Source organism: Muricoccus vinaceus (genome assembly GCF_042433125.1).
Lineage (GTDB): Bacteria > Pseudomonadota > Alphaproteobacteria > Acetobacterales > Acetobacteraceae > Roseomonas > Roseomonas vinacea.
In genome coordinates this window covers 1-19254 of the sequence record NZ_JBHLVZ010000047.1, presented here as the reverse complement: position 1 = coordinate 19254, position 19254 = coordinate 1, and the positions used below count along the sequence as shown (strand labels likewise).

Genomic DNA, 19254 nt, shown 5'->3' with positions numbered 1-19254 from the left:
CCGAGTGCGCCAACCTCTTCACCGCCGCAAACTATGAGCCCAAATGAACGGAGTCTGCTCTAGTCGGAGCACTGCTGTTCGCACGTCTCGTGCTGGCCTGGCCGGCAAGACGCGTGGGCAGATTGAATTTACGGATCAGTTCTCCGCGCCGTCGGTGGGAACCGCCACTCCTCGGTATGCTGACCCATACGGTTTTGCGCAGGGTTCGATTCTAAAAGGCGCATCTACCTTCTCTAGGAGAGCATTCAGGCGCCTCGACGTCCGCCTGAGTACCTGTGGTCCAAATCGGCCCGGGGCGTAGTTGCAGAGCTCCAGCAGGAGTGCCTCTTCGACTTCGGCGCTACTGGCTCGCATAACCGCCGCCACGAATTCAAAATCCCTGAAGGTTGCGAAGTTCAGACGCCCAGAGCCGAAATCCAACGCGCGGTTTTTGAGGTCCAACAGCCCGAATTGGGTAAGCACTATCCCTGAAGGTGGGCGTTCGGGATCACCGAGCAAATGGTCTTCCTGCGCATCCCTCCCGGCACCACGGCTCACATCCGCCGTCCCACGGCGAAGTGGGCCACGGCCTTTCCTATGAGACGTTGTGCAGGCTGCCCGAATTCCACTGCTCGGCAGGTCTGGGTTCTCGGACCCCTCCACGACCTCTGGCGTGATCCACTCCGAAAGGCGGTAGGCTCGACCCGGACCGGACAGGATGACTTCGGGAAACCCGATCGCCCTGAGCTGAACCCGCAGCATGCTGACACGAACGCGAACAGCGCCGTCTAACTCAACTCTAGAGAAGAGCCCGATTTCTCGGGCGATGGTGGCCTTGTCGACCGCCTCAGGAGCGTGCCGAGCAAGAAGCACAAGAATGTCGAAGGCCTGGATGGTCAGGATCGTGCGCAGGGCGCCGAGTTCAACTGCTCGAGTCCTTTGGGAAAGTACAAGTCGACTTGACTTTGAGAAGCCAGCTTTTCGGCCCTGTGGTCCCTCGGCCGGGAACTCACTCATGGCCCATCTGTACTCCCTAACGTTTCTGGCTCATGAAACTTGGAAGATCCGCACGGGGATGCTGACGTCCACACGTTCAGAGATGAACCGAGCGACAAGCACCTTCCAGACAATCAGCCCTCAACATCCAGGGCATAGCCCGCACTCCGGACGGTGCGGATGACGTCGGTGTCGTTGTCGCCGTTCACGGCCTTGCGCAGGCGGCGAATATGGACGTCCACCGTGCGGAGCTCCACGTGGATGTCGCGGCCCCAGACGGCATCCAGAAGCTGTTCGCGGGAAAACACGCGGCCGGGGTGCTGGAGGAAGAATTCCAGCAGGCGGTACTCGGTGGGGCCCAGGTGCAGGTTGCGGCCGCCGCGGGTCACGCGGTGCGCGTCCTGGTCCATGGCGATGTCATGCCAGGACAGGGCGCCCTTGGTGGCCGGCCCCGCGGCGCGCCGCATCACGGCGCGGATGCGGGCCAGCAGCGCCTCGATGGTGAAGGGCTTGCCGATGTGGTCGTCCGCGCCGGTGTCGAGCGCCCGCACCGCGTCCGCCTCCTCCGTGCGGGCGGTGACCATGATGATCGGCAGGTCCCGCGTGTCAGGGCGACGGCGAAGCTGGCGGCAGACTTCGATCCCCGACATGGCCGGAAGCATCCAGTCCAGCAGCATCAGGTCGGGCTTGGCCTCGTTTACCTTGAGCAGAGCCTCCGGGCCATCCGTCGCCTCTTCCACGCGGAAGCCCTGCTTTTCCAGGTTGTAGCGCAGCAGGGTGAGCAGCGGTGCCTCGTCCTCCACCACCAGGATGGTCGGGCGTTGGTGCTCGGGTAGCGAGGAGCTCCTCATGCTGTGGCCTGGGTCGATGGCAGGTCAGCCGATATGTCGGCCTTGGGGCGCTCGTCCGGCAGGATGGCTCCATTGATGGCGTAGTGGGCTGTCTCGGCGATGTTGGTGGCGTGGTCGCCGATGCGCTCGAAGTTCTTGGCGATGAACATCATGTGGGTGGCCGCGGTGATGTTGCGCGGGTCCTCCATCATGTGGGTCAGCATCTCCCGGAAGATGCCGGTGTAGATGTCGTCCACCGGGGCGTCGGCGGCCCAGACGCGCTCGGCGAGTTCGGCATCCTCGCGCAGAAGGGCGTCGATGCTGTCCTTGAGGTTGCGCTGCACCATCTGGGCCATCCACTGGAAGCCGTTCACCCCGCCCAGGAAGGGCTGGCCGGAGATGATGATGGCGCGCTTGGCCACGTTGCGGGCGTAGTCGCCGATGCGCTCGATGTCCTGGCTGATCTTGAGCGCCGCGATGATGAAGCGGAGGTCGCCGGCCATGGGCTGGCGCAGCGCCAGCAGGCGGACGCAGAAGGCGTCCACCTCGCGCTCCAGCGCGTCGATCGGGGCGTCGCGGCTCACCACCTCGCCCGCAAGTTCCACGTCCCGCCGCACCAGGGCATAGGCGCTGTCGGCCACCTGACGCTCGGCCAGGCCGCCCATGCGGGCGATCAGATCCCGGAGGTGACGGAGGTCTCCCTCGTATGACTTCACGGTGCGGTCCATCTGACTGTCCTCTCCTGCCGTGTCAGCCGAAGCGACCGGTGATGTATTCCTGGGTGCGGGTGTGCTTTGGCGCGGTGAAGAGCTGGGCGGCAGGCGCCACCTCCACCAGCTCGCCCAGGTAGAAGAAGGCCACCTGGTCGGCGCAGCGGGCGGCCTGCTGCATGTTGTGCGTGACGATGGCGATGGTGAAGTCGCGCTTCAGCTCGTCGATCAGCTCCTCGATCTTGAGGGTGCTGATGGGGTCGAGCGCGCTGGTCGGCTCGTCGAACAGGATCACCTCGGGCCGGACCGCGATGGTGCGGGCGATGCAGAGGCGCTGCTGCTGGCCGCCCGAGAGGCCCATGGCGGAGCTGTTCAGGCGGTCTTTGACCTCGTTCCAAATGGCCGCCCGGGTCAGCGCCCATTCCACACGCTCGTCCAGCTCAGCCCGGTTGAGCTTCTCGTGCAGGCGGATACCAAAGGAGACGTTCTCGTAGATCGTCATCGGAAACGGGGTCGGCTTCTGGAAGACCATGCCGATCTTCGACCGAAGTTCGTTCAGGTCGAGATCCGGGTCGATGATGTTCTGTCCATCCAGCATCACCTCGCCCTCGGCCCGCTGGCCCGGATAAAGGCTGTACATGCGGTTCAGCACGCGCAGCAGCGTGGACTTGCCGCAGCCCGAGGGACCGATCATGCCGGTGACCTGGCGGTCCGGCAGGTCCAGCGTGATGCCCTTGAGCGCCTTGTTCGTGTTGTAGAAGAAGTTCAGGTCACGGATGGCAAGCCGGGTGCGGTTCATCATAGCACTCGAGCGAGCCGTCATGCCTCCGAACGAGTTCTGTCCGCCCGCAGGCTTTGGGGCGACATCCTTGGTCTGCCGAACTGTCGGCTCGGCCCCGGACGGCACTCCGGTCCCAAGCGACGGCAGGCCGGGGATGGGCTGGATCGAAGTCGGGGTCGAGGACAAGGGGGCGCTTCCGCTCATGGTGCTCTCTACTGCTTGGGCGCGCGCAGGACGGCCCGCGCGCAGATGTTGAGGGCGAGGACACCCACGGTGATCACGAGAGCGCCTGTCCAGGCGAGGGAGATCCAGTCCTCGTACGGGGAGGCGGCAAAGCTGTAGATGGCAATCGGTAGGCTGGGGAAAGGGTTCGCCAGGTTGATGTTCCAGCCGTTGTTGCCGAGTGAAGTGAACAGCAACGGAGCTGTCTCTCCAGCCACGCGTGCGACCGCCAGCAGCACTCCGGTCAGGATGCCCGATGCGGCAGCCCGCCAGCCGACCATGGTGACCATCTTCCACTTGGGCGACCCTAGCCCGATCACCGCCTCTCGGAGCGTGTCCGGGATCAAGCGGAGCATGTCCTCGGTGGTGCGAACCACGATGGGGATGACGATGATCGCCAGCGCCACGCAACCGGCCCACCCTGAGAAGCCACCGAAGGGGACAACCAGGATCTGATAGACAAAGAGGCCGATGAGAATGGACGGCGCGGAAAGAAGGATGTCCGAGACGAACCGGACTGCGCCTCCCATGGCGGAGCCGCGGGAGTACTCCGCCAGATAGGTGCCCACCAGCAGACCGATCGGTGTCCCGATGGCGGTTCCGATAGCCACCTGGATAAGGCTACCCACAATGGCGTTCTGTAGGCCGCCGTTCGAACCGGGAGGCAAGGTGATCTCGGTGAAGACCCTGGGCCCGAGCGCTTCGACGCCCCGGATGATCAGCGTCAACAGGATCGAGATCAGGAAGCCAACGGCGATGACGGTGGCGATGATGCAGAACAGGCGGACGAGCTGGTCCATCATCCGGCGGCGCTTACCGAGCCGCAGGGCTACCGCGGCGTCGCGCTTCCCAACGGATGATGGCTGACGGTTGGGAGCATCCATTGTCGTGCTCATGAGCGGTCAGACCTTCAGCCGGGAGCGGAGCAGCCAGCGGGAGGTGGCCAGCACCACGAAGGAGATCACGAAGAGGATGAAGCCGAGGGCGAGAAGGGCGGAGAGCTTGAGGCTCCCAAGCTCGCTCTCGCCAAACTCCAGGGCGACCAGCGATGCGATCGTGTTGCCCGGGCCAAAGATCGAAGGCGAGATCCGGTTGGCGTTTCCGATGACGAAGGTGACCGCCATGGTCTCACCCAGGGCACGCCCCAGTCCCAGCATGATGCCGCCAACGACCGAGGTGCGGGTGTAGGGAAGGACCACCTTCCGCATAACCTCCCAACGGGTGGCACCGAGGCCGTAGGCGCTCTCTTTGAAGACGCCGGGCACCTGGAGGAACACGTCCCGCATGGTTGCGGCAATGAAGGGGAGGATCATGATCGCCAGGATGAAGGCGGCGGTGAACAGCCCGGTCCCAAAGGGAGGCCCCTGGAACAGGGAGCCGATGATCGGGAGCTCGCCAACCGTGTCAATAATGGGGGGTAGTATGTAGGTGGCCATCACCGGGACGATAACGAAGAAGCCCCACATGCCGAAGATGATCGAGGGAACGGCGGCGAGGAGTTCGACAGCGGTTCCAAGCGGACCGCGAAGCCAGGTGGGCGCCAGCTCGGTCAGAAAGAAGGCCACGCCGAATGCAAGAGGGACGGCAAGGACGATGGCGAGGACAGCGGTGAGGACGGTTCCGTAGACCGAGACCCCGGCGCCAAACACCCCTTCAACGGGATCCCAGTTCGTTCCCCAAAGGAATGGTATTCCGAACCTGCTCAGGGCATCCCAGCCGCCGATCAGGAGTCCAACGATGATGCCGCCCAGGAGCAGGAGCACGAGTACGCCCGCACTGCGGCACAGTCCGGCAAAGAGGGCATCACCGAAGGCGGTGGACTTCCGAGACCGCGTGGGCATCGCTGCGTTCGGTGTGGCTACGGCATCGGACAAGGTCGTCTCCGGATCTGGGCCGGGCGGCGAGACCTCGCCGCCCGGGTATCAGAATGCAGGCGTATGGATCAGCGGCCGGTCCAGACCGGCTGACCATTCACCATGATGTTGGCTGCCCAGGCAGCGCGCACCGCTTCCTTCACGGTGTTCGGCAGCGGAATGTACTCAAGGTCCTTCGCCAGCTGGTCACCATTCTTGTACGCCCAGTCGAAGAACCGCATCACGTTGCGGGCCTTGTCAGCATCGGTCGGGTTCTTGGGCACGATGATGAAGGTGGGGCTGACGATCGGCCAGGACGTGGCACCCTGGGTGTCGATCAGGTTGGCGGCGAAGTCAGGCGCAGACCAGTCGGCATTCTGAGCCGCCGCCAGGAAGGCCTCCTCGGTCGGCTGCACAAAGGCGCCGGACTTGTTACGGATCTGGGTGGAGACCAGCTTGTTCTGAGTGGCGTAGGCGTTCTCGACATAACCGATCGCGCCACGAACGTTGCGGACGGTGCCGGCGACGCCCTCGTTGCCGCGGGCGCCGGTGCCAGCGGGGAAGCGGACCGAGGTCCCAACGCCGACCTTGCTCTTCCACTCCGGGCTAACCGCGGCCAGGTAGGACACCCACACAAAGGTCGTACCCGAGCCGTCGGCCCGGTAGACGGGGGCGATCGCCGTGGAGGGCAGGCGGAGGCCAGGATTCAGTTCGACGATCCGGGGATCGTTCCACTTGGTGACCTTGCCGAGGTAGATGTCGGCCAGCAGCTCACCCGTAAGCTTCATCTGATTGTCGGTCACGCCTTCGATATTCACGATGGCGACCAGCGAACCCATGACGGTGGGGAACTGCATCAGATTGGCCTCACGCAGCGCATCGGAGGACATCGGGGCGTCAGAGGCACCGAAGTCCACGGTGCGGTTGCGGATTTGGGCCTGCCCGGCGCCCGAGCCGACCGACTGGTAGTTCAGGGAGATGCTGGCGCTCGAGCGAGCCGCTTCGGCCCACTTCTGGTACACCGGGTTCGGGAAGGTGGCGCCTGCGCCCGTGATGGAGGCCTGCTGGGCAGAGGCCGGACGGCCGCCGAGCATGCTGGCGCCGATCAGGGGGGCGGCCGTGAGCAGAAGGCTGCGTCGATTCACCGTGTGGTCTCCGTCAAGCAAGGTTGGCGGCCAGGACCACAACAGTGGAGTGCTCCAGGTCGCGGCCGGAACCTAGGAGCCGGTCGCGACCTCTCGGTTGCGTTTTGATGAAACATATATGACAGCCACCAGTCAGGAGACAGGTAATCCAACCAGGAGTAGCAGTGGGCGGTGGAGGGTACACCTTCGCGGCCATAACTTGCGAGCGCTCTTGTTCTCCGGGGTTTGGTCCAGGGTCATCCACTTGCCGCAAGCCTCTTTCAGCTCGCAAGCCGGCAATCTCCAGCCGCAGGGCGCGCACCTCCGCCATCGACATGTGACTGTCCATATGGGCGGCAGATGCCGCAGCGTCCGTGGCGGCCTGGGCAGCGTCGCCATCGGCACTCTTTCGGCTTTCCCAGGGCGTTTGGGTGCCCTCGACGATCACCCCGAGGAAGAGGTTCAGCACTACAAAGGTTGAGATGACAATGAAGGGGATGAAGAACAGTAGGATGCCGGGGTGGTGCTCCGTCGCCGGTTTCACGACGTCCTCGGCCCAGATTTTCGGTCCAGACTTCCAGGGTCATTGGCTGAAACAGGGCGAAGATGGAATCGCCGAGGGTCCCGAACCGCTCCGGCAAGGTCTCGCCGAACAGCTTGGTCGCCATCACGCCCGAGACGTAGAACATCAGGCCCGTCAGCTGGACAATGCTGCCCATCGCGGGAAGGGCGGCCGGCATGGCCCCAACCATGTGGCACAGGGATGGGACGACGGAGAGCAGCCGGAGTACCCGCAGCACATGGAGCGAGCAGAGGACGGCCAAGTCTCCACTTGAGGTGGAGTGCGCCCTTGTGAGTGGACGGGCTCAGGCCCTTGTGTTGACCCCCTGCCGGGCGTGTTGATCCTCGAACTGCACGGGGCTGAGAGAGCCCAAAGCCGAGTGAAGCCGTCGTGAGTTGTGGATGAACGGCGGAAGGTCGGCGCTGATGTCCCCGAAGGTCTCGTAAACGGCCAGGCAAACGGCCTCGACCTTGAGCGTGTTCATGAAGCTCCCGGCCTTGGCGTTGTCGTTGGGGGTTGCCTTATCGGCTCATTGAACCCGTCGGACCGTGGGCGGCGAGCGGCTCGCGACACGCCTCCAATGCGTATCGCGACCCGCGGTCCGAGTGGTGAACGCAGCCCTTGGGTGGCGCGCGGTTCCGGAAGGCCGCCTTCAGCGCCGCCACGGCGATCCGGGCGTCCATGGACCGGCTGATGGCGTAGCCGACCACCTTGCGTGACCAGGCGTCCAGAACGGCGGCCAAGTAGACGAAGCCGCCTGGGAGGGGCACGTAGGTCTGGTCCGCGATCCGGAGTTGGTTGGGGCGGTCGGGAACGACACCCCTGGCGAGGTCCAGAAAGATCGGGCCTTCGTGGTTGCTGTCCGTCGTCACCAAGTAGCGGCGATGTCGCATGGGCTGCAGGCCGTGCTCGCGCATCAGGCGCCGAAGCGTCTTGCCGTTTACCACGACACCCTGCTGACGGAGCGCCGCCCCGCCCCGGCGATATCCGTAGCACTCGAACTCGTCGCAGATGGCGCCGACCTGGGGGAGCAGGCTCTACTCCTCCAGAGGAACGGGGGCCGTGTCGTGGAAGGTCAACCGGGAGAGCCCCATCAGTTCGCACCCGCGGGCGACGCGACACTGTGGAGCGATGCCGTGCCATGACTTCCATCCTCCGGAAGCACGGGCAGGAGGGTCAATCCATATTGCCCAAACCGTCCACCGGGAAGGGTGCACTCCACTCCCCGGGTCAGTTCTCAGTGCAAATCAACACATGTTCCTGCTGACCGCCGTCGCATGCTTCATCTCCGTCGTGCCGCCACTGTGCTCGCCATCCTTGAAGCAGGCTAGGCTGAGCGCATCAGCCGGCATGCGAAGCCATCTCTGGCGCGAGCGCTGACAGAACCTGTGCTAGAGCCGCGCTCTTGGAAACTCTGAAGAGCGTTTAGGGAGTTCCAGGAGAAGAGATCCGTCTTCCCCTGGAGATGCTCCGCTAGCCCATCAGCGTGTTCCAGTCGGAAACGCCGGACACGCCGAGGAGGGTGACGGAACTGCCGGCGAAGGAGATCACGCTGTCGGCGCTACCGCTGTGGTCGACGTCCATTTGAGTAATCTTGTAGGATGCGATGCCCTCAAACCGAATGCGATCAATGCCGACCACGAAGTCCGTAACGATGTCGGACCCTGCGGGAAGGGAGGCCGAGTAGACGAAGAGGTCGGAACCCGCTCCGCCGGTGAGATTGTCGTTGCCCTGACCGCCGTCGACCACGTCGTTGCCTTCTCCGCCGTCAAGGACGTCGTTGCCTCGGTTACCGAAGAGATAGTCGATGCTCTTCCCGCCAAGGATCTGATCGTCGCCGTTCTCGCCCCAGATCTGGTCCGAGCCGTCGAGGCCGGACAGGACGTCGTTGTCGTTGCCGCCGTGAATGACGTCCTCGCCGTCGTTGCCGGTGAGTGTCTCTGCCTTGTTCGTCCCGGCGATCTCGGCGTTGTTGAGACCGCCCGTTACGGTGACCGTTACCTGGGCGGTCGAGATCGCGCCGGCGCTGTCGGCCATGGTGTAGGAGAAGCTCTCCTTCACCGAGGCGCCCTTCGCCAGAAGGTCGAACTCGTCGGCATTGGCGGAGTAGGTCAGGGTCTTCGTCGCCGCGTCGAACGCGACGGTGCCCTTCAGCCTGGCCGTGTCCACGGAAACGATCGAATGGCTGTCGCCCGCGTCCATGTCCGTATCGTTGCCCAGCAGCGTTGCCCACAGGTTGGAGGAGGTGGCGTCCTCCGCCACGGCGGCCGCGTCGTCTGCCGCAATCGGGCCGTCGTTGACGCCTGTCACGGTCAGGGTGAGCGAGGCGGTCGAGGTCGCGCCGTAGCCGTCCTGCACCGTGTAGTGGATGACCTGTTCCGCCTGGGCGCCCGCCATCAGGGACTGGAACTCCCCACCGGCATCGTAGCTGATGGCCCCGTTCAGAATCGCCGCCGAGCCGACCAGGCCGGTGGTGTCGAGGGACACGAGGGTCAAGGTGTCGCCGAGATCGGCGTCCGTGTCGTTGGCCAGGGCGTCGATCAGGACGGGCGCGCCATCCTCAAGGGCGGCGGCCGTATCCGCCGTGGCGACCGGACCGTCATTGACACCCGTGACCTCCCAGGTGGCGAAGGTGCCGACCGTCTCGGCGCCGTCGGTGACGCCATAGGCCACGGTGACCAGCGCCGTCTCGCCGTCGCGCAGCGCCTGATAGGCCGTGGCGGATGGATCGAGCGCGAGGCGGCCCGTCGCCGCATCGAAGAACAGGCCTGCGGGCAGCGAGGCCTCGCCCAGCACCACGGAGAGGGTGGTGCCGGCGTCGATGTCGGTCGCGCCCTCCAGCGCGAGGAGGGACACGGCCGCACCGTCCTCCGTCGCCGCCGCGTGGAGGGGTGCCGCGACCACAGGGGCGTCGTTCACACCAACCACAGTGACCGAGACCACCGCGCCGGAGTTCGAGCCCCGCCCGTCGGTGACCGTGTACCCGAAACTGTCGATCGCCGTCGCGCCAGCCCCGAGCGCCGCGAAGGCGGGGTTGGATGCCGCGTAGGAGAGGGCCTGCGTCGCGGCGTCGAAGGACACGGTGCCGAGAGTGCCGGCGGTGTCCACGGAGACGAGGGTCTTCACGTCGCCCGCGTCGGCATCCCTGTCATTGGCGACCACGACGGTTGCGAGGCCCGCCTCGGTGCCGCCGGCCGCCACCTGAATGGTGTCGGCCTGCGCCAGGACCGGCGCGTTGGGATCAGCGGTCTTGACCAGGGAGACCTCGTCCAACGCCAGGCCGGCGCCGTCCAGCTTGCCGCTGGTCTGCGAGAAGACGAGCCGGTCGGAGCCGTTGCCGGAGCCGCCGATGACCCCCACGGAAATCGTCTCCCATGCGGCGCCCTTCGGCGCGCCCTGGTACACGACCACCCCGCCATAGGTGACGGTGAGGCTCTCCGTATCCTTCAGGTCGGTGTCGGCGATCCCGAAGCTGAGCCGGTAGGCCGCGCCCTCCACCACGCCCTGCACGTCCTGCGCGAGCTGGACGTTGTTCTGCCAGCCGTCCAGGTCCGTCCAGTACTGCCCCTTCGCGGCGCTGACGCCGGCAACCGTGTCGCGGTGCTGTTCCACGCGGCCGGTGCCGAGGTTGTCCCAGCCCGGCATCACGCCGGCCTCGCTGTAGCGGCCCCAGTCGCGGTAGTCGGTGCCGTTGATATTTTCGAAGCCGCCATTGAAGATCAGGTTGCCATCACCGGCGCCCGCCGGGGCCGCGACGGTCCTGATCATCGCCACGTTGTCCAGCGCCAGGCCTGCGCCGTTCAGGGTGCCGCCGCTCTGCGCGAAGACGAGCGTGTCGGAGCCGTTGCCCGAGCCGCCGACGACCTTGACGTTGACCGTCTCCCAGGCTGCGCCCTTCGGCGCCCCGGAATAGACCACGGTGCCGCCATAGGTGACGGTCAGCTTCTCGGTCGTGTCCTTCAGGTCGGTGTCGGCGATCTGGAAGCTGAGCTGGTAGGTGGCGCCCTTGTCCACGCCTTCCACGGTCTGGGCGATCTGAACGTTGTTCAGGTTGCCATCCATGTCCGTCCAATAGGCACCTTCAACCGCCTTCACGCCGCTGACCGTATCCTGGTGCTGCTCCACCCGGCCGCTGGCGAGATTCACCCAGCCGGACATCTTGCCGTCCGGGTCATAACGGCCCCAATCGCGCACCAGCGTGCCATCGATGTTCTCGAAGCTGCCGTTCTCGATCAGGTTGGGCGCGAGGGGCAGGGCGAGGGCGGGCCCGGCCGCCGCGCGCGCGGCCTCCAGCGCGGCAATGACGGCGGCGACCCCGCCGGGGGGGGCACCAGCGGCTGCGGCGGCCAGTTCCTCGCCCGTCAGGCTCACCCCGTCCGCGAAGGTGATGGTGCCGGGCATTTCCCCCTTCTTGAAGACCAGGGCGCCGCCGTCGGCAAAGGCCACCAGCAGGTCGTCGCCGAGCGCGCTGACCGCGATCTGGCGGGAGGCGATGCCCTCGACCACCACCGCGCTACCCGTGGCAGCCGAGACGAGGTCGATCCCGTCCCCGGCCGCGTAGCGGATGGTGTCGGTCGCGCCCGCCACGATCGCATCGTTGCCGACGCCGCCGGCCAGGGTGTCGGCGCCGGTGCCGCCGAACAGCACGTCGTTGCCGCCGCCACCGCGCAGGCTGCTGCCGCCAGCGCCCGAGACGATCACGTCGTTCCCGCCGTCGCCGTTCAGCACATCGTGCCCGGCGCCCCCGAGGAGGGTGTCGTTGCCTTGCAGGCCATAGACGATGTCGTGGCCGTTCGTGCCGCTGACCACGCCGGCGCCGGTGCCGCCATAGACGGTGTTGTAGCCCTCGGCAGAGTCGACGTATTCGCGAGCCAGGCGGGTGTTGTCGGAGTAGACGCCATCCACCCCCATGTCGATGAGACTCTGCAGCTCCTCGCCCGTGCCGGTGTGGGTCCAGGCATAGACCTTCAGACCCTGCGCATGGGCCTTGGCCACCAGGTCGGCGGAAAGGTAGGGCGTGTTGACGGAGATGGTGTCTGCCCACTTCGCGACATTGGCGAGGTTCACGCTTGCGAAACTGTAGCCAACATAGTCGACGGAGGTGCTGATGCCCGCGGCTGGATAGAGCGTGGTGGCGAGGCGCTGGGTGGCTGCCGTGTCGAAGGAGGAGACGGAAATATCCTCCGTGCTGGTGATTCCCCGCTCCACCAGCAGGTCCACGAGGGCCTGCGGCATGTCCAGGCCCTTCGCAGCGTGGGTGGACGGGTTCTTCATCTCGATGCTGATCTTGATCTCGCGCCCGGTTTCCGCCTCCTTCGCGGCGACGAGGTCGAGCGCCTGGTTCAGCGTCATAGTGCCGGGGCTGGCGGCCAGCAGCTTGGCTAGGGTGGTGGAGGGGATGGTGCCCGTGTCGTGGGCGACCACGAGCACGCCGTCCGAGGTCATCTGAATGTCGAACTCGGCCCAGTCCGCGCCCCAGTCCATGGCCGCGGCGTGCGCCTCGGCGGAGTGGTCGGTGTAGGGGTTCGTGCCGCGGTGGCCGAAGATCTCGAAGGTCATGTTGTCTCTCGGGGCGTCGCTGGCCGCCCGACCGCGGGCAGCGGCCGGCTGGAGGGATGAAGGGATGAAGGGATGAAGGGAGGGAAGTAGGCGTTCAGGGGCGGGCGGGATCGCTCGTCGGCAGGGGCGGGCACGGCGCGATGGCCGTGCCGGATTGCGCCAGCCGGTCCTGGATGGCCGGCGGCAGCTCCGCGTCGCAGAAGACCGCGGAGACGTCCTCGATCCGTCCGCCGCGCACATGGGCGGGGCGGCCGAACTTGGAAGAGTCGAGCACGAGGAAGGAGCGCCGGGCGTTGCGCATCATCACCTCGCGGATGCGCACCTCCTCGCGCGAGTAGTCGAGCAGCAGGCCGTCCTCGTCCACGCCACCGACGCCGAAGATCGCGATGTCCACGTGGTAGGCACCGAACAGTTCCTCGCCCGCCGGGCCGCACACATCGAGGTCTCCGGTGCGGACCGTGCCGCCGGCGATCGCCACCTCGAATTCGGGGTTCTGCGCGGCGGCGAGGGCGAGGGGCAGGTTGTTGGTTACGATCTTCAGCCCGCGATGCCCGGAGAGGCATTCGGCCACGATCTGCGGTGTGGTGCCAATGCCGAAGGAAACGCAGGCGCCATCCGGCACGTGCCGCGACACGGCCGCGCCGATCTGCCGCTTCGCCGTGCCGTTCATCACCTGGCGGTCGCGGAAGCTCATGTTGGTGCTGAAGGGACAGGTGATGCCGCCGTGGCGCCGGCGTGCCACGCCCTGCTCACAAAGGCCGTTGATGTCGCGGCGGATGGTCTGGGTCGTCACGTCGAACTGCACGGCAAGCTCGTCAACCCGAAGGAAGTCCCGGGTCCTCAGCATCTCCGCGATCATCGCCTGCCGCGCCTGGGAGGCGACGCCAGGGATGTTCATTTGAAAACTCGAACTGCTCATGCCGGCCGTTCTAACGAGCGCATGCTCTGCGTTGGATGACACGTCGAAGAAGGATTCATGTAGCCCGACCGAGGGTAAAATTCGCCATAGCAGCCGTCCCTTCAGCGGATCGCGCCCGTCCGCCCGGCGCTGCAACCCCCACCCTCCCCCCCTGTCTCACTGGTGGCCCCGCACCGGGCGTCATCAAACCGACATCGAAGCAACATTCACTCGAAGATAGGAGCGCTTACTAGCGCCCCCACAATCCCGACCAATGGAAGGGGCTGCCAAGCGGCCCGGGTTGCGATCACCAGGAGCCGCCTCGGTCAGCGCGCCTGCCCCCAGTTCCATCAGCCGCTCGGCGGCAAAGCCGATCATCTCGCGCAGGAAGGTCGCATCCGAGCCTTTCGCCAGCATCTCGCGAAGGGCAGTCTCGTCATCGGTCATCGTGGTCGGTCCAGGATCGGGGTTGCAGGTTTCGACAACCCAAACCCTACCGAAAACCGCCGCGGTGACCGCCCCTCAGGCGCGGTCAGGTCCTACATCACGCCTAGGGACGCGACCCCTGGGCATCGCTCCTGGCACGTTGACGAAACATACCTGAAGGTCCGTGGACGCTGGTGCTACTTGTACCGGGCGATCGACAGGAATGATGATCCGGTCGACACTATGCCGAGCCAGCACCGCGACATGGTGGCAGCCAAGACGTTCTTCCGATCTGCCAGGTCGGACACAGGCATGATCCCCGACCAGGTCACCACGGACGGGCATGGCTCGCACCCAATCGCGATCCGCTCGGCGCTGGGCAAGCAGGTTGAACAGCGCGCCAGCGCCTTCAAGAATAACCGGCGAGAACAGGATCACCGCGGCATCAAAGGCCGGATCCAATGTATGCGTGGGATCAGAAGCTTCACTTCAGCGGAGCGCTTCTGTCGCAGCCACGACGAACTCCGCAACCACCTCCGTCCTCGCGTCCGTCACAACCAGCATGTCACCGCAAGCCACCATCGTCTGCTCCATTTCCGTCGTGCAGCAACCGTGCTCGCGCTCCTTGAGGCGGCATGGGCTGATAGCGTCAGCCGTCAGGTGACAGCAGCTCTGGCGCGAGCGCTGACAGATCCCCTGGCCGAGGCGGCCCGCATCGCGCTGGGCGCCGAGTGCGATCACTGCTTCCACCGCAACCTCAACAGGCCGGAGCATGGATGGCTGATCTGCACGCCGTGCCGTCGCGAGCTGACCTATGACGGCTACCTCGCCCGCTTCCGGCGGGTGCCCGAGTTCCGCCGCTTCCGGGCCGCGGTCCTCCGGCAGCAGCGCCGGGCGCAGATGCGTCCCGACGCCGCTGGTTCGTAGCCGCCCCTCAACCCTGGCTTCCCTCGTGGGAGGCACGCAGAGCCCCATGACCTCACCCGAGGTCAGGGGGCCTTTTGGATTTTCGCCTTGGCCGTGGGCTTCGCTCGCCGCGCTGATTGCGGCCCCAGGTCTCACCCGTGCCTAGAACAACCTTGCGTAGCCTCTGCGCTCGGTCTCCGAGACGGCCATGCACGGCCGTGATCTTGCACGCTGCCGCGTGCTGCACGTGCCAATGCACCGGCCGCATCTTCATCCTAGTTTCCAGCACCGGATGGAGACTGTGGTGACACGGCGGCAGACCTAGTCCGGCGCGTAGAATGCCTCCCGCACCACGTTGGCGATCGGGCCCGATCCGATGACGGCCGTCTGCGTCATGACAACCCCGACCACGCGGTTCGTCGGGTCCACCCAGAACTGAGTGCCGTAGATGCCGCCCCATCCATAACTGCCGGAGGGCAGGCCGGTCTTGGCCGCGGCAGGGTCGGTCACGACGCCAAGGCCCAGGCTGAAGCCCCAACCCGGCCCGCGTAGCGTCGGCATGGTGCCCGTGGCGTTCGTCGTCAGCTGCCGGACCGCCTCGGCGCGAAGCACCCGGGCCCCATCCAGCTCACCCTCGTTCAGCAGCATCTGGGCGAAGCGCGCGTAATCACCCAGCGTGCCGCTCATGCCCGCGCCACCCGAGTGATAGGCAACCGGCGAGAAGGCCCGGTTCGGGTCGAGGGTCGCGGTGCCCCGCGTCGCGGGATAAGGCACGCCCTCGGTCGTTGCCACCGGGACATAGCCCGTACCAAGCGTGCCCGTGGGCTGCCCGGGACGTGTCACCGGCACGAAGCGGGACCGTGCCGCCTCCGGCGCGTTGAAGACCCAGCTGTCGATCCGCAGCGGCTTTGCAATCCGTTCCGTCACAAAGGCGCCGAGCGTGCCGCCCGTCACCTGCTCGATCACTCCGCCGAGCACATCCGTGGCCAGGGAATACTCCCAGCTTGTTCCCGGCTGGTAGCCGAGCGGCGCCAGGGCCAGCCGCCGCATCGCCTCGGCCGTCGTGACATCCGGCTGGTCCAGCCCGTCGGTGACCCGCCCCTCGCGGTAGGCATCCACGATGACCGGACGGTTGATGAAGTTGTAGGAAAAGCCCGCCGTGTGGGTCATCACCTCGCGGATGGTGGGCGGCCGGGCGGCCTGCGTGTCGCTTCCATCAGCTCCGCGCACCCGAAGGTTCGAGAACGCGGGAAGATAGCGACTGACCGGCTCATCCAGCCCGATCCGCCCCTCTTCGACCAGGATCATCGCGGCGACGGAGGTGACGGCCTTGGTCATGGACGCGAAGCGGAACATGTCCGTGTCGGCGATCGGCGCAGTGCCGCCCGGCTCGCGTGTGCCCATGCTGCGGCTGTAGACGGGGCGGCCTTCCCGGAGGATCAGCACCGCAATGCCCGGCGTGCTGCGTCCCTCGACGAGCCCACGGACGGCCTCATCGACCTTCGCCATGCGGGCTTCGGGCGTACGGGCCAGCGCCGGGCAGGACGAGATGCCACCGGCGGCGAGCGCCCCAGCCCCCAGCAAGGCGAACAGATGCCGACGTACAATCATTTTCAGGTTCCTCCTGCCGGAGATCTTTTGTGTCTCCCGGCTGAGGTATTTCGTCCGCAGGAGCGTCCAAGGGTCAAGGGTTCCGCCAGCAGAGCTCGTGAGGCAGGTGGGATGGTTGAGGGAAGCGGGCGCCTATGACGGCGCCGCCCAGGAAGCTTGCGGCTGGTGCTGGTGCTGGCGCCCGTGCCAGTGTTCCTTCCAGAGGAGCCCGAGCAACGGGCCCGACTGTGGGAAGAAACACATGATTAAACACGAGCCTACTGCGACCGGCCGCCGTGTTGTGCTGGGCGCTGTGGCTGGCGCGCTCGCGGCCGGTGCTGCCATGCCTGCCAGTGCACAGCGGAGTTATGAACACGGTGCGCCACCGGTGCGCTACCCGGACGCAGATATCGTTACGCTTGATCCCAGGCGCTTCAAGGCTCCGCTTGGCAACTCTTCCATCCGGCGTCTGGCCACGGGCTTCGGCTGGGCCGAAGGCCCGGCCTGGCATGCCACTGGTCGTTTCCTTGTCTGGTCCGACATCCCGAACGACGAGTGTCTACGTCTGAATGAGGAGGATCACTCGGTCCACCGCCGCTTTCGCTCGCCCTCCGGCTTCTCGAACGGAAATACCTTTGATCGCGAAGGGCGGCATATCGCATTCCGGCACTTCGATCGGGACGTGGTGCGCTATGAGGCGGACGGGCGGCGTACGGTGCTCGCCGCACGCGGCCCGGATGGTCCCTTCAACGCTCCCAACGACGGTGTCGTGCACCCGGAGGATGGTGCCATCTGGTTTACCGACCCCGGCTATGGAGCACTCATGAACTATGAGGGGCAGCGCACGCCCGAGAGCGCGAACAGCCCACGTCCCTTCATCAAGGAGGCAGTCTACCGCATCGATGCGCAGAGCGGTCAGGTGGCAAAGGTGGCAGACGACGCCTTCAAGCCGAATGGCCTTTGCTTCAGCCCGGACTACCGTCGGCTCTACGTGGCGGACAGCGGCACGAGCCACTACCCGCAGGCAAGGAACATAATCTGGGTTTATGACGTCGACGGGCCGGTCCTGCGCAACCCGCGCACCTTCTGTGACATGGAGTTGAACGGCAAATCGGGCTTCGGCGACGGTGTTCGCTGCGACGAGCAGGGCAACGTCTGGGTGGGCGCCGGCTGGGTTGGTGAGGGGTATGACGGTGTGCACGTGTTTGCGCCGGATGGGCAGCGCATCGGCCAGATCCGGTTACCGGAGATCTGCGCCAACATCTGCTTCGGTGGCACGAGGCGAAATCAGTTGTTCATGACCGCAAGTCAGAGCCTTTACGTGGTGCCTGTGGAAACACGTGGCGCGCATTTCTGCTGAACCGCAAAGGCCGGGCATGGACACAGGGGCGAGCGGTCAACGAACCGCTCGACCTTGCTGCCTGCCCCGGCGAAAAGTTGTCACCAAGCTCGGGTCCTCAGGTGTCGTACCCGCAAGGGTCAGGAAAACGATGCGGGCCGGTGGCATCGGCCCGTGCAGAGTGTGCACGGGACACCGCCTCCATTCCTCTGTCCTCTGATGCAGCACCCTGCGCTATGCTGCCCCCATGACGAATAAGGCCGAAGCAGCCCCAAGGGCACGCCTCGCCAGGGACTTACATCCCGCGCTGACTGAGGAGCGCATCACCGCCTGCGCCCGCCTGCTCGCCCGCGGGCGCACCGACGCGCTCGCCATGGCTGACAGCTGGGCTGGCGACGATGCCTGGTTGATCGGCTGCCGCGCCTACTCCTTCAGCCGCAACCGGCTCCGCCGCGCCGCCGAAGCCGGCCGTTACCCCTGGCTCGGCGTGCTGGACGAGACGCACCATTTTGTTTTTCGGATCGAGGGCGTGCCAGTGCGCTTCTTTTGGGGTGACGCCGACGAGCCGAGCAAGCGCACGCTCCGCCAGCAGGAGAGTGAAGCGCAACAGCTCGCTCCGGCGCTCGGCAGCGGGGGTGAGGGGGACGGGCTGATGTTCCGCCTCGCCGTGGAGACCGGAGAGGACGGCGAGGTGACGCGCGTGGTCTTCCTTGCGCTTCGCAGCGAGGAAGGCCGGGTCAGGTGCTTCTGGCCCGTGCCGGGCGTCACTGACGCACCCACGGCCGAGCCTCAGCCACGTGGGGCACGGGAATGGCGGAACGACGCTCCCTCCATGCAACTCCCCCTTCCTGCCGCTGTGCCGGTGTCGCACCAGCATCGCCCGTCCAGGCAGAAGCGAGCAGAAGACCACGCCGACCTGACCTGAGTGGAACTGCTGTAGCGGCTGGCCGAACCCGGACAGGGGACGCCTCTGCCCTACTCGCCCTTGCTGGAAGTCTCGGCTCGGCGGTAGCTGCGGCCTGCGGCTACCCGACTCCGGCCGCCTGACCGTGAACAAGCATCGCAGGCTTTGCAGATGGCTTCGTAGGGCGTGAGGCCGCGTAGCGTCTTCAGGCGACGGGCGACGGGCGACGGGCGACGGGCGACGGGCGACGGGCGACGGGCGACGGGCGACGGGCGACGGGCGACGGGCGAAGTTATAGGCCGCAATGAAGTCGGCGAGGTGCTGGCGGAGCTGTTCGTGGCTCTCGTAGTGGAAGCGCCTGACCGTGGCACCCTAGAGCAGACTCCGTTCATTTGGGCTCATAGTTTGCGGCGGTGAAGAGGTTGGCGCACTCGGCTGGCGTGAACTGAGGGAGTGCGGTCCCGATGGTGCGCCAAAGGTTGTCGAGGTTGCGAGCGGCGGCTTTGCGCAGAATAGCCTTGAGCTTAGCGAAGGCGTTCTCGATTGGGTTGAAGTCGGGCGAGTAGGGCGGCAGG

The 19254-nt window shown here is 65.9% G+C and carries 17 protein-coding genes and 3 pseudogenes; 3 read left to right on the top strand and 17 right to left on the bottom strand.

Annotated features, from left to right (window positions below; genetic code table 11):
* Positions 1-135: 135 nt before the first annotated feature.
* The 14 genes and pseudogenes from ACFFIC_RS16520 to ACFFIC_RS16455 form a co-directional block, all read right to left on the bottom strand.
* A complete protein-coding gene (locus ACFFIC_RS16520) occupies positions 136-996 on the bottom strand; it encodes a helix-turn-helix domain-containing protein (protein WP_377052287.1) in 861 nt (286 codons plus the stop codon).
* A 113-nt stretch (positions 997-1109) separates the two neighbouring features.
* Entirely contained in the window at positions 1110-1826 is a 717-nt protein-coding gene (gene phoB / locus ACFFIC_RS16515; protein ID WP_377052285.1) for a phosphate regulon transcriptional regulator PhoB, read from the bottom strand.
* A complete protein-coding gene (gene phoU / locus ACFFIC_RS16510; RefSeq protein WP_377052283.1) occupies positions 1823-2533 on the bottom strand; it encodes a phosphate signaling complex protein PhoU in 711 nt (236 codons plus the stop codon). Before phoU ends, phoB begins: the two co-directional genes overlap by 4 nt.
* A gap of 22 nt (positions 2534-2555) precedes the next feature.
* Complete coding sequence (gene pstB, locus ACFFIC_RS16505) at positions 2556-3317, bottom strand: phosphate ABC transporter ATP-binding protein PstB (protein ID WP_377052281.1); 762 nt, start codon at positions 3315-3317, stop codon at positions 2556-2558.
* 191 nt (positions 3318-3508) lie between these two features.
* Entirely contained in the window at positions 3509-4414 is a 906-nt protein-coding gene (gene pstA / locus ACFFIC_RS16500; protein WP_377052279.1) for a phosphate ABC transporter permease PstA, read from the bottom strand.
* A 6-nt stretch (positions 4415-4420) separates the two neighbouring features.
* On the bottom strand, positions 4421-5359 hold the full coding sequence (pstC, locus tag ACFFIC_RS16495; RefSeq protein ID WP_377052293.1) for a phosphate ABC transporter permease subunit PstC: 939 nt from the start codon (positions 5357-5359) through the stop codon (positions 4421-4423).
* A 101-nt stretch (positions 5360-5460) separates the two neighbouring features.
* Positions 5461-6516: a phosphate ABC transporter substrate-binding protein PstS gene (gene pstS / locus ACFFIC_RS16490; protein ID WP_377052277.1), complete on the bottom strand. Its 1056-nt coding sequence runs from the start codon at positions 6514-6516 to the stop codon at positions 5461-5463.
* A gap of 13 nt (positions 6517-6529) precedes the next feature.
* Positions 6530-7039: a hypothetical protein gene (locus ACFFIC_RS16485; protein ID WP_377052297.1), complete on the bottom strand. Its 510-nt coding sequence runs from the start codon at positions 7037-7039 to the stop codon at positions 6530-6532.
* A 52-nt stretch (positions 7040-7091) separates the two neighbouring features.
* Positions 7092-7295 (bottom strand): annotated as a pseudogene (locus ACFFIC_RS16480) (ion transporter); the annotation flags it as partial.
* 66 nt (positions 7296-7361) lie between these two features.
* Positions 7362-7541 carry a hypothetical protein gene (locus tag ACFFIC_RS16475; RefSeq protein WP_377052275.1) on the bottom strand — a complete coding sequence of 60 codons (180 nt, stop codon included), beginning with the start codon at positions 7539-7541 and terminating at the stop codon, positions 7362-7364.
* Positions 7542-7578: 37 nt separating this feature from the next.
* Positions 7579-8091: an IS3 family transposase gene (locus ACFFIC_RS16470; RefSeq protein ID WP_377052291.1), complete on the bottom strand. Its 513-nt coding sequence runs from the start codon at positions 8089-8091 to the stop codon at positions 7579-7581.
* A gap of 439 nt (positions 8092-8530) precedes the next feature.
* Positions 8531-12616 (bottom strand): Ig-like domain-containing protein, encoded by a 4086-nt coding sequence (locus ACFFIC_RS16465; protein ID WP_377052273.1) that lies wholly within the window; start codon positions 12614-12616, stop codon positions 8531-8533.
* Between the two features lie 94 nt (positions 12617-12710).
* Entirely contained in the window at positions 12711-13514 is an 804-nt protein-coding gene (locus ACFFIC_RS16460) for a DeoR/GlpR family DNA-binding transcription regulator (protein WP_377052271.1), read from the bottom strand.
* A 288-nt stretch (positions 13515-13802) separates the two neighbouring features.
* A pseudogene (locus ACFFIC_RS16455) lies at positions 13803-13961 on the bottom strand (IS256 family transposase); the annotation flags it as partial.
* Between ACFFIC_RS16455 and ACFFIC_RS16450 the strand changes: the two are divergent.
* The gene (locus tag ACFFIC_RS16450; protein WP_377052289.1) at positions 13911-14867 is read left to right on the top strand and encodes a transposase; all 957 of its coding nucleotides are present in this window, start codon (positions 13911-13913) and stop codon (positions 14865-14867) included. The pseudogene ACFFIC_RS16455 and the gene ACFFIC_RS16450 sit on opposite strands and share 51 nt — an antisense overlap.
* A gap of 300 nt (positions 14868-15167) precedes the next feature.
* Here ACFFIC_RS16450 and ACFFIC_RS16445 read toward each other — a convergent pair whose 3' ends face one another.
* The gene (locus tag ACFFIC_RS16445; protein WP_377052269.1) at positions 15168-16457 is read right to left on the bottom strand and encodes a serine hydrolase domain-containing protein; all 1290 of its coding nucleotides are present in this window, start codon (positions 16455-16457) and stop codon (positions 15168-15170) included.
* A 241-nt stretch (positions 16458-16698) separates the two neighbouring features.
* Between ACFFIC_RS16445 and ACFFIC_RS16440 the strand changes: the two genes are divergently transcribed.
* Both ACFFIC_RS16440 and ACFFIC_RS16435 read left to right on the top strand, forming a co-directional pair.
* On the top strand, positions 16699-17796 hold the full coding sequence (locus ACFFIC_RS16440) for an SMP-30/gluconolactonase/LRE family protein (protein WP_377052267.1): 1098 nt from the start codon (positions 16699-16701) through the stop codon (positions 17794-17796).
* A gap of 226 nt (positions 17797-18022) precedes the next feature.
* Positions 18023-18700 carry a hypothetical protein gene (locus ACFFIC_RS16435; RefSeq protein WP_377052265.1) on the top strand — a complete coding sequence of 226 codons (678 nt, stop codon included), beginning with the start codon at positions 18023-18025 and terminating at the stop codon, positions 18698-18700.
* Between the two features lie 50 nt (positions 18701-18750).
* Here the strand turns inward: ACFFIC_RS16435 and ACFFIC_RS16430 are convergent.
* Positions 18751-19048, bottom strand: a pseudogene (locus ACFFIC_RS16430) (hypothetical protein); the annotation flags it as partial.
* A gap of 19 nt (positions 19049-19067) precedes the next feature.
* Positions 19068-19254 (bottom strand): transposase (locus ACFFIC_RS16425; protein ID WP_377052263.1); only part of this gene is annotated, 187 nt, incomplete at its 5' end.